Below are 10,449 nucleotides of genomic sequence, written 5' to 3'. Positions count from 1 at the left end.
TTTCGCTCTCGACAAGCACCACACAACACCCGGAGGTCCTCTTATTGCGTCAAATCCGTCCCCGTGTCACCAACCTGCCGGGACAGTACACCTAGTGAGACGTGAGTCGCTTGGTCTTGCCGCTGCGACGCTTGCCGACAGGGCCCGCTCCCGCACGTCATCTTGGAGTCCGCTGGAGAATCGAGGCGGACAGAGCTCGCAGCAGGGAATCCCACACCGGACGTGGGCGAAAGTTGCTGAGGGCTTGCTCGCCGGGACCCGATCAGATCACCGCCCTGGGAGCGGACGGCGGATCGCCTCCACCAAAACGGCGACACCCACCTCCGCAGCCTTCCTCCTATACTGACCAAGTTTAAGATGGGTAGGTGGAAGCTAAGGAACCCGTTCTGAGAGAGTACCTCCGCGTGTCCCAGGACCGCTCAGGGACCGGCAAAAGCCCCGCACAGCAGCACGACGAGATGGCGACGGCAGCCCGCCAGAAGGGCTGGGCCCTCCATCCGCGGCCATACCGTGACACCGACCGCAGCGCCAGCAGATACGCCAGGAAGGCACGTGAGGGGTTCGCCGAGTTGATGGCGGATCTCGAGGACGGGACCTTTGATGCCGACATGCTCGGCATCTGGGAGTCCAGCCGCGGCTCCCGCAGGACCGGTGAATGGATCGACTTGATCGAATTCTGCGCCGACCGCAGCGTGCTGATCTGGGTCATGACGCACAACCGCGTTTACGACCCCCGCAATGCCCGTGACCGGCGAAGCCTGCGCGAGGACGCGTCGGATGCCGAGTACGAGAGTGATAAGACCAGCGAGCGACTGCTGCGCGATATGCGCGCCAACGCCATGAAGGGCCGGCCTCACGGGAAGAACATCTACGGTTACGACCGCGTGTACGACCAAGTGACCCGGCAGCTCATCGAGGTAGTCGAGCACCCGGAGCACGGACCGATCGTTCGGGAGGCAGCCAAACGGGTCCTCGCCGGCGAGACCTACTACGGGATCGCGAAGGACTTCAACGCCCGTGGGATCCAGCCGAGGCGACCCGCCTTTAGGCAGCGCCGCAGCGTCCTGGGCTGGACGCCTCCGGCCATCAAACAAATGCTTTCAATGCCCGCCTACGCCGGTTTGCGCCAACACCAAGGGAAGGTGCTCGAGGATGTCGAAGCAGTGTGGCCGCCGCTGCTCGAACCAGAAGATTGGCACCGGCTTCAGGCCGTCATGGCCGGGCGCAGCAGGCAAAAGGCGAACAGCTGGCCGGCGAAGCACCTGCTGGGCGGCATCGCCGAGTGTGGTGTCTGCGGGGCTGGGATGCGAGTCAGTAAGCAGAACGCGGGGCGACAGCAGTACGACAAGGAGACGGGCGAAAAGCTCCCGAGGAAGCACTACAGCATTTACCTCTGCCAAGGGACGCCCGGGAAGACCGGGTTCCACGTGGCGATGCGCGAGGGGCATTTGGACCAGGTTGTCACGGCGGTGGTGCTGGCGAGGATCCAGCGTCCCGACTTCCTTGCCCGGGTGGGCCAGGAAGGCGACGGCATCGACGAAGTGCGGCAAGCCCTGTTGGAAGAAATCAGGGGTCACCGTGAGTGGATCGAGCAGGTGCGGGAGCGCGCCGAGGCGGAGCGGAACCTGAGCCTGCTGTTCGACCAGGAGAACAGGGTGGCTCCCAAGATCGAAGCAGCACAGAAACGGCTGGAATCCCTGGCGGCGACGGATCCTTTGATCGTCGATCTCGCGGGTGCTGACGACGTCGAGGCGCGCTGGGAAGAACTTTCGTTGGTCGAGAAGCGCCATGCCATCCGGCTACTGGTCACGCCGCGGGTTCATACGGTGAGCGCGGACTGGCGGGGCAAGAGAGGCATCAACCGGGAGCGCGTCGAATTCGTGTGGCGCTGAGCGGTTTTGTCAGTTCTCCACGGTAAATTTGTGTACAAGGCGGCGCTCCTATAGCGCGGTCCCCCGGGTGGCAAGCCAGCAGAGACGGCCCCACCGAAGCGTTTTAGGGCGTCATGGCCTGCGTGGTCGAGGTAAGGCGGACTCGAATCCCAAGAGCAACCCCCAGGGATTCCCATGCCGACGATCACCAAGAATAATCCTGATGCAGTGACCGAGGAGTCACTGAAAGAGTGGGCGATGCGCATTGCCGCCGAAGCTCCCCCGCTCTCCGATGATCAGTTCCACCAGCTGCACGCCCTCTTCGTGGTAGTGCCGGCCCAACGAGGACGCAGGATCCAGGAGCCCGAGCGCAGAGCGGCCTGACCTCGGCGGGATAATTAGGAGCCCGTCGCCCACACCTAGGCCCGTCCCTAGAGATACGGTTCTCACCAGAAGACGAGAGATTCAAACGCACGCGGCCCGACGCGGAAGCACCTCGCCCGCTGGCTTCATGCGTTCCGCCGGACAGAACCGGATACCTCGAACGCCCGATGAAAGTGGCACACCAATAGCCACCAAGGATCCCGTAGCGCTGGAACGCTACCCGTATATACGGGCGCCCGCGCACTGGCCTGTATGAAACTTCATACAGGCAAGGTAGGGTTCTGCATACAGACGGCGAATAAGAGAGGTTGCCCATGCCACTACCGACATGGAACCGAGAGCCGGTCGACCAGGGATCGCCGGCGATGTACGAAGCGTCTGATCAAGCCTGGGATGTCCTGCGCGAAGCACTCGGTGGCTCCGGTCTCATGCGACAGTCGGCTAAAGACCTCCTTCACGCCCTGGAGGCAGCCGCTTGGCTCGATCGCTTCGCAGCAGCGGGCAGGCACATGCTAGTCCCGATGGCGAAGGCAAACGGCGCTTCGTGGGCGGACCTGGCTGCGGCAATGGGCGTCTCCCGGGCGACGGCCCAGCACCGCTACAAGCAGGAAGTCGAGGAGTGGGAGGAAAGCGTCCGGCGGGCAGCGACACCACCGCCCTGGGAAGGTGTCGAACCGCGCACTCCAATGGATCCGCCAGCCGACTTCGAGCCGAGCGATAACGACTTCGCCCGGATGGCCGACATGCCCGCGTGGGACTACATCGGACCTCTCGAGCCGGCGATCCAGTGGATTCGCGCCAACCACACCGACATCCGGGTCTATGTCGACGAGGATCTGCACGTAATCATGTCCTCGAGCAGCCGAAGGCGCGCCTCCACCGCGGCGGATTCTGAAGAGGAAGCCTGGCGCGGGCATCTCGGCCAAGCGTTGCTGGGCGCTGATCAGCCGTTCCCCGACGATGCGCGCCCTGGCGAGACGATCGCCCAATTCAAGACGCGCGTCCCGCCGGACCGCTGGCGGTCGTCGAAGTAGCAAGCCGGTTCTTCGACCCGCGGGGCCGCGAGCTCGTCGTTCTTCGCCATCAAGGGTGCCAGTCCGACAGGGGCTGGGTGGCCATAGTAGTCGAGAGTGATCGACGTTCGGGCATGCCCATCGCACGCGACAGCGGGATCGTCGGCGTTCAGGTCGCGCCCGAGCCCGGATAGAACGAAAGCGAGCTCGTCGGGCGTGAGCCTGCAATTCTGACGGAAGTGCGTACCCGCGCAGGCGACCAGGCGGGAGATCGGAGAACTGGAGCGCATGGCTTCCTGCATAGGCCGGGAGGCGGGCTAGAAGATGGTGAGCGCGAGGGACGCCGCCAAGCGCGGAACCCGGAGCGGAAGCTTTTGTGGAACCCGCAGCGCGAGATGATCCGCACCGAATTCCGTAAGGCTTCCGCGATCCCGTTTGCCCAGGTAACACGCAGGAAAGAGCCGCATGTGTGCGGAAGTGCGGACGGAAACCCCCAACTTCTCTCCTTGCAGCTCAGGAAGAGAAAGGGTTGGGCTGCAGCAAGAGAAGTAGGTGGAAAGTCTGCGCCGTTCCGCCTCCTCCGCGCCGCGGACTGGGCGGGTCGATTCACCCCTGGCGCGACGAGTCCAGCTGGGCAATCTCCCGCTCGATGGCGACCATCGCGGCTTGCGCTTGGTTGAACTCCCACTCTGCACCGCTCGCACGACCCCTCTGCCTCTCTAGCTCCCGCCGCAACTCGGCGATCCTGGTCTCGACCGTCCCGCCACTACTCACAAGGGCGCTGAGCGGAACTCCGAGCACTTCGGCCGCTGCCGCAGCCTCGTCGAGCTTGATCACGCGACCTGAGTCCGGGTTCTCTATCCTAGACACCGCGCTGGTGTCGAACTTGACGCCCAGCATCGCGGCCAGACGCTCGGCGAGCTGTGCCTGACTCATCCCCGCCTTCTGTCGCTCATCCTTGAGTCGGCCCGCGAATACGGCACTGAACCTCGGCATGGAATCTCCTCGTGTTCTCATCATGCTAGTCCAACACCATGAGACGATTACCTTGCTGGATCAACACAGTTGGATTAAGATAGGGGCAAGGCAGCACTCGAAAGTGCAGCCCTCCGCGTGCGGCCATTCGCTGAGCGTCTATCTTGGACGCGGCCGCACAAGAGCGTTCGGTCGTAGTGGCCGTCGTGGCTGAGGCAGGCGCGGACTCGGATCGAGAACACGATCTCTCCGAGAGGACGAACACGATGCCTGCGACTCCGCCACCCTGCACGACCACCCACTGCGAGGACGACGAGCTGACCGTACCTGAAGCTGCTCGAAGGCTGAAGCGCCACCCTCAGACCGTGCGGGAATACATTCATGCGGGAATGCTCCCGGCTCACCGCGTGGGTACCGGCAAGCGCTCGGAGTTCCGCGTCTATGCCTCGGATCTCGCACTGGTCGTCCACCCGGTCGAGCCCACGGGAGCTGCGGTACCTGCGCCGGACGACCCTTCCGCTCTTGCCGACCTGCTCGTGTCTTCGTGGCCAACCTTGAGTGACGAGCGCCGGCGGGAGCTCGGACAGCTCATCAGCGCGTCCTGACATAAAGAAGAAAGCCCCCGCCGAGGCGAGGGCTCTTCAAGAAATCCACCCCATCCAGATCACGAGTGGGCGCTCGTGAACGATCCGAAGGGACATCTTCATTATGTCAGATCCCCATGCGCGCGACAACGCAGCACAGGACAACCAGGACTTCGCGGCGGCGAGTCGGGCCGCCGAGAAGAAGTCAGCGGCGCAGCAGCTCGTCGAACTGGCGATCGAGTGCTACGACCTCGGCGTTGACACCAACGACAAGCCGTTCGCCGTCCGCAAGGGTGGGCACGTGACCCGTCCGCTTAAGGGCGGCAAGCGCTCGCTCCGGAAGGAGCTGGGCGGCCTCTTTTACCGCATGACCGGCAAGACGGCGTCCCAGAACGCACTGGCCGAGGCGATGGACGTGCTTGAGTTTGAGGCCACGGAAGCCGAGCCGGTCGAGCTCCACGACCGGCTGGCACGACCTACTGACGGCGAACTCTACGTCGACCTCGGCGACCAGAGCGAGCGGGTCGTCCGCATCACCGCCGACGGCTGGGAGGTCCTCGCCGGCGACGCCGACGTGCCCGTGCTGTTCCGGCGCTCCGCCCTCACGCTCGCTCTGCCGACCCCTGAGCCCGGTGGCGACCTCGAGCGGCTCTGGGCGTTCGTAAACGCCCCGCGCGACCACGACCGGCAGGTAATCCGCGGCTGGCTCGTCAGTGCCGTGGTTCTCGTCGGACTCCCGTGCCCCGTCCTGGCGCTGCTCGGGGAGCAGGGCACCGCCAAGTCGAGCGCCATGCGCAGGACGTTCCAACTGTTCGATCCGACCAAGGCCGAAGTGCGCATGCCTCCCAAGGACGCCAGCAAGCTCCTCCACTCCCTGCACGGGTCGCGGACCACTGGGTTCGACAACCTTTCTTCTATCCCCAAGTGGATGTCGGACATCCTCTGCCAGGCCGTCACCGGCGGCTCCGATGTCGACCGGGCCCTGTACACCGACGACGAACAGAGGATCATCGAGTTCCAGGGAGTGGTCGGTTTCACCGGCATCGATGTCGGTGCCCTCGCCGGCGACTTTGCCGAGCGGTGCGTCTGGGCCGACCTCTGCGTGATCCCCAAGACCGAGCGCCGCTCCGAGCGCGAACTCAACGCGATGTGGGACGAAGCGTACCCGTCGATGGTCGGCGGTCTGTTCGACCTCGTCGCTATGACGCTCGAGAAGCTCCCCGAGGTGCACCTTGCCGAGAAGCCGCGCATGGCGGACTTCGCCGAGGTATTGGCCGCCGTCGACCTCGCCACCGGCGCGAACGGGCTGGAGCACTACGCCCGCTCGCAGGAAACGGTCTCCGAGGAGATCGTCGCCACCGACAAGTTCCTCTCCGCGATCTCCGTGCAGATCACCGAGCGCTGGGAGGGCACCGGCAAGGACCTGTACGCCCTGCTGCCGCGGCCCGTCGACGACAAGTTCTGGCCCGAGCAGAGGGGCGTCAGCGGGAAGCTCAAGAAGGTCGCTCCCGACCTGCGCAAGGCCGGCTGGGTGGTCGAGCAGGTCGTGCCCGACCCGAAGAGCAAGCGCCCAAAGACCTGGGTCCTGGTGCCTCCTGGAGCGGAGCGCGTCACGGCCTCGGACATCGCCGTCGTGCGGGCCGCGCGCGAGCTGCACGACCTCGACGTTGCGCGGTGGACCGATCGCCTCGTCGCCGACGGCATGCTGCCCGAGGACGCTGGTGAACGGGCCCTGGTCCTGCGTGAGAGTCCAAAGTTTCACGGAGACGCCGACCTCCAGGCGATGGCCCTGACCTCGCAGGCCATCGACCAGCGCCTCTTCGACGACTTGGACCGCCTGGGCCTGACTCTCGCATCGTTTGACCGGATCGTCGCCGACCGCGGTGATGCTTGCGAGGGGACGCGGCGATGAGCCCCCTCGCCTCCCCGCAGGAGCTCTTCCCTGCGTTCTACGGCAACGCGGCGATCAGGGCCCTCGCCGACGCGTCGCGATGGACGGTCTCGGGACGCCTGGGAGACGACGTGGGAGCAAAGGGCAAGGCCCCGATCGACATGCGGGCCCTGCTCGACATCGGCAGGGTGCGAGGGGCCTGGTCGGTCGACGACCAGTGCCTGGTCAGGCTCGACGAGCTGACCGCTGCGCTGCCGAACGCGGCCAACGCGGCTTACTACTTGCAGGCGGCGGTCGACGGCCTGATGGTCATCGACGTCGAGCCGGACTGCCCGGCTGAGATCGCGGCCAATCTGCTCACGCTCCCAGGGCTCCTGTACACGGAGACCTCGATGTCCGGCCTTGGCTACCACCTCGTGGCCGCGCTGCCAGACAACTTCCACCACTACGGCGGCGCGTCCTCCAGTCGAGTGCTGCGAGATGAGCACGGCTGGTACGAGCTCCTGCTCGAGCACTGGGTGACCTTCACCCGTCTGCCCGTCCACGAGGACACCCGGTCGCAGGTCCGCGGACAGGTCCTCGCGACCGCCCCTTTCGTCTCGATCGAGGACCTGTACGCCTCGCTGGCGTCAAGGGCGAAGGCGTCGCCGAGCGCCTGCGCGACGATGGTAGGCACCGATGACGAGGCTCCGGAGATCAGGGGCGGCAAACAGATCGTCGAACGGACGCTGGAGGGCGCACTGCCGAGGCTGAAGCGCCTCGACGACTTCGGCGGCGACCACTCGCGCTGGGAGTTCTCGATCCTCGGGACGCTCTTCCGGGAGATGCGCCGCCACCTGGTCGTCGTTGGCTTCCGGAGCGTCACCACGTACTCGTCAAGCGATCAGGCCTGGCTGCTCTACAAGGCGGCCCTGGAGGCGATCCCGGGCCGAGCCAAGCACGAAGAGCGGCGCAACGGCCGACCGTTCCTGCTCGATCGAGCCGCCGCGATGGTCGCTGCCAATGCCCGATGACGTCCTCTGCAGTCCCCACCACCACGACTAAGGAGAAGAGATGTTCAAGAGCGAAGCCATGCTCAACGCCGACCGCGTCCCCGGCCACCCGCTCAGCACGGTGCCCGCCGGCTGCTGGCACAGGATCACGCTGACCTATCCCGATGGCGAGGTCGTCGTCCTCGCCTTCGCCGAACGCGGCCCAGGCTCGGAGGAGAACTACCGCGAGACGATCCTGCGCACGCAGATGTGCGCTCCCTCGAACGTTCGATGCATCGTGACGCGCGAGGACGGCACGACGTCCGAGGCCGAGACGTGGGGAGCCCCGCTGTGATCCCGGAACGCCTCCGCCGCGGGCAGCCGGCCTCCGCCACTGGGCGGACGGCGTCCTCGCCCAGTGGCCGCGGTTGGGCTGCTGGTCTCGTTCGGCGCGGGCCGCCTCGTCGACGGCCCGTGGGTCCGTCCGAGAGGCTTCGGTTGGTTCTGGTTCGGCCCCGACGCCCTGCGGTGCGTGTTCCATGCCCCGCGTGCTCGGGCGGACATCCGGCGACCACCGACGCACCTGAATGGGACCACAATGAGCCCCGTTGAGGCCCTCTACGCGACGTCGCGGGGTCTAACGCGGTCGGTGGCCTTCATGGGCCGCCGACCAGACCTGGCGGAGGCCACCGAACGCCGCAACGAAGACCTCGATGAGACCTCGAACTGTCCAATTGCACTAGACGCCCTGATGAGCCCCGAACGACGCCCGGCAGCGCCCCTCGAAGGTCCAGGACGCGACCGTCAGAAGCCCTGGAAGAGTCCAGCGTCCAGCAACACTGGAGCCGGGCAGGTCGGGACCGTCGCAAGACCGTTGCGAGACCTGGATCGGACCCATGCAGGACCACCCCGCAGCGACGCGCTTCGTGCGGTCCTGCGTGGTCTCGGGGCTGCTTTTGATCCCGTCGGCACGTGGAACTTCGCGGACGTGGCCGAAGGTTTCGTGAGCTGCCCCTGTGGGGCGGCGAGCGGAGCATGTGCGTTCTGCGCGGGCAGGCTGCCCGCGCAGCGGCCCCCGGAGGGCCCCGGACATTCAGGAGCGAAGCGAGTGAATGTCTTACGGGGCTATGACATTCCGTGTCTCAAGGTGCCAGAGGCTCCAACAACAGGGTGCAGCGGCCCCCGGAGGGCACCCGAGACATTGAATGTCGCGCTCCATCGGTGATCGGGGCCGCGGAGCGGTAGGGGTCCCCGCCGCCGATGGAGCGCTGCCGAGGGGTCCCTCAGGGAGGGATCGACGTCCGAAGTCGTCACATCATGAAAGCGAGGAACCATTATGAGCGAACAGACCGGGCACGCTGCCTTCCACCTCAAGCACGTTCCTCACGGCGTGAGCGGCAACCGCGCCGACAGGAGGGCGATCCTTCACGAATCGATGCGTCACCTCGACACGAATGACGTGCAGCGGCACGCCGCGAGGAATCCGTCGATTGTGCCGACCGACGCGCATTTGAACACCGCCTTCGTCAACGACGGTGCAGGTGGATTCAGGGCCGCACACAAGATTAAGGAAGTCCTCGACTACGGCGACGCGCGCCACAGGCGCGTGCTCCGGAAGGTCAACGAGAAGCAGGTAACGGTAAACCTTTTCGTCGTCCACCTGCCGAAGACGATGTGCATCGAGGTACCGAACCACTACCCGCGGCTCAACGAGGACGGATCCGAGCGTCTGGACCCGGTCACGGGCGAGCCGATGTCCAGGTCACGCTGGGTTCACAGGGATCACGACGAAGCTATGCGCTACTTTTATGATGCGGTAGAGCGCCTCGGCAGCCACGTTGTTCCCGGCGGGCAGGAGGCGATCCACGGCTGGGCCACCAACTTCGACGAGTCCACGCCACACATTCAGATCATGGCCGATCCGTTCGCACCCGATCCGAAGGCTCCGGCCGATAAGCCCGGCGCGCTGCGGACGGAGCACAGCCAGGCTTACGGGTCTCACCGCGAGGTCAAGGATGAGGCCGGCCGCCAGATCAGCGGACCGGCAAAGTTGCGAGGCCATCAGGCGGGGTTCCGCGAGCATATGGTCGCGCTCGGCTGGCCCGTCGAGCAGGAGGTCTCCGCACGGCACGGCATGGAGCTGTCAAAGCCCGAGTTCGAGGCGGCGATGGACGCCGCGGCGGAGGCGAAGGCCGCCCTGGAAGGCGCACGGGCACGGTCCGAAGCGACTAAGGAGAAGGTCGCAGAGTTCGCCGCCAAAGTGGCCGAGGTAAAGGATGAGTTCGATGCCCGCGCCGCCGATCTGGATGAGCGCGAGGCGGAGCTGCCGCGACTCCGTCGACGCATCGTCGATGAGACGAAGGCCGAAGTATGGAAGGAGGTGTACGAGGCCGAACGCGCTGCTGCGAAGCTGCGTGCCGACGAAGCTCTCAAGATCTACCTCGAGCGGCTCCGGGCACAGCCACTCCCGCGCCTCGTCGAGGAGTACCTCGACCGGACGGATCCGAGCGGACGCTCGTATCGTCGTAGTTTCGAGCGCTTTGTCGATCTGCGCCTCGCGCAGTTCGAGGAGGAGCACTGCGTGACCGGGGACCTCGAGCTCGAACCCGGCGACCGGGAACAGTTCATCGAGGACGGAGGGGAGCACCTCAGAGTCGAGGTTCCGCAGCTGAAGCGCGAGCGCGGGTACCGCGAATGAGTTGAACTTTCTTTGCACTGGTATCCGAGGACGAACTACCCTCCTTGACCGTTGCACCCTGG

The 10,449-nt window shown here is 65.6% G+C and carries 9 protein-coding genes; 8 read left to right on the top strand and 1 reads right to left on the bottom strand.

Translation table 11 applies throughout. From position 1 onward, the window contains the following. Positions 1-365 precede the first annotated feature (365 nt). From J2X98_RS21050 to J2X98_RS21040, 3 genes are all read left to right on the top strand, one after another. On the top strand, positions 366-1,892 hold the full coding sequence (locus J2X98_RS21050) for a recombinase family protein (protein WP_307312145.1): 1,527 nt from the start codon (positions 366-368) through the stop codon (positions 1,890-1,892). Positions 1,893-2,099: 207 nt separating this feature from the next. Further along, complete coding sequence (locus J2X98_RS21045; RefSeq protein ID WP_307312142.1) at positions 2,100-2,255, top strand: hypothetical protein; 156 nt, start codon at positions 2,100-2,102, stop codon at positions 2,253-2,255. Positions 2,256-2,776: 521 nt separating this feature from the next. Further along, positions 2,777-3,289: a hypothetical protein gene (locus tag J2X98_RS21040; protein WP_307312139.1), complete on the top strand. Its 513-nt coding sequence runs from the start codon at positions 2,777-2,779 to the stop codon at positions 3,287-3,289. A 585-nt stretch (positions 3,290-3,874) separates the two neighbouring features. Here the strand turns inward: J2X98_RS21040 and J2X98_RS21035 are convergent. Beyond that, positions 3,875-4,264 carry a helix-turn-helix domain-containing protein gene (locus J2X98_RS21035; RefSeq protein ID WP_307312136.1) on the bottom strand — a complete coding sequence of 130 codons (390 nt, stop codon included), beginning with the start codon at positions 4,262-4,264 and terminating at the stop codon, positions 3,875-3,877. Between the two features lie 245 nt (positions 4,265-4,509). Between J2X98_RS21035 and J2X98_RS21030 the strand changes: the two genes are divergently transcribed. From J2X98_RS21030 to J2X98_RS21010, 5 genes are all read left to right on the top strand, one after another. After that, positions 4,510-4,848, top strand: coding sequence for a helix-turn-helix domain-containing protein (locus J2X98_RS21030; protein WP_307312134.1), 339 nt, complete (start codon positions 4,510-4,512; stop codon positions 4,846-4,848). A 103-nt stretch (positions 4,849-4,951) separates the two neighbouring features. Then, entirely contained in the window at positions 4,952-6,739 is a 1,788-nt protein-coding gene (locus J2X98_RS21025; RefSeq protein WP_307312131.1) for a hypothetical protein, read from the top strand. After that, a complete protein-coding gene (locus J2X98_RS21020) occupies positions 6,736-7,731 on the top strand; it encodes a hypothetical protein (protein WP_307312128.1) in 996 nt (331 codons plus the stop codon). The genes J2X98_RS21025 and J2X98_RS21020 overlap by 4 nt, the downstream gene beginning before the upstream one ends. Positions 7,732-7,771: 40 nt before the next feature. After that, positions 7,772-8,044, top strand: coding sequence for a hypothetical protein (locus J2X98_RS21015; protein ID WP_307312126.1), 273 nt, complete (start codon positions 7,772-7,774; stop codon positions 8,042-8,044). 981 nt (positions 8,045-9,025) lie between these two features. Beyond that, positions 9,026-10,387, top strand: a complete 1,362-nt coding sequence (locus J2X98_RS21010; protein WP_307312124.1) for a hypothetical protein — start codon at positions 9,026-9,028, stop codon at positions 10,385-10,387. Positions 10,388-10,449 lie beyond the last annotated feature (62 nt).

Origin of the sequence: Pseudarthrobacter enclensis (assembly GCF_030811655.1) — a bacterium.
GTDB lineage: Bacteria > Actinomycetota > Actinomycetes > Actinomycetales > Micrococcaceae > Arthrobacter > Arthrobacter enclensis_A.
The sequence above is the reverse complement of the archived record's forward strand: the minus strand, read 5'-3'. Positions and strand labels throughout refer to the sequence as shown.

Coding starts and splice junctions, on each gene's coding strand:
- J2X98_RS21040 (WP_307312139.1), top strand. CDS start 2,777: ATGGCGAAGGCAAACGGCGCTTCGTGGGCGGACCTGGCTGCGGCAATG.
- J2X98_RS21035 (WP_307312136.1), bottom strand. CDS start 4,264: ATGCCGAGGTTCAGTGCCGTATTCGCGGGCCGACTCAAGGATGAGCGA.
- J2X98_RS21030 (WP_307312134.1), top strand. CDS start 4,510: ATGCCTGCGACTCCGCCACCCTGCACGACCACCCACTGCGAGGACGAC.
- J2X98_RS21025 (WP_307312131.1), top strand. CDS start 4,952: ATGTCAGATCCCCATGCGCGCGACAACGCAGCACAGGACAACCAGGAC.
- J2X98_RS21020 (WP_307312128.1), top strand. CDS start 6,736: ATGAGCCCCCTCGCCTCCCCGCAGGAGCTCTTCCCTGCGTTCTACGGC.
- J2X98_RS21015 (WP_307312126.1), top strand. CDS start 7,772: ATGTTCAAGAGCGAAGCCATGCTCAACGCCGACCGCGTCCCCGGCCAC.
- J2X98_RS21010 (WP_307312124.1), top strand. CDS start 9,026: ATGAGCGAACAGACCGGGCACGCTGCCTTCCACCTCAAGCACGTTCCT.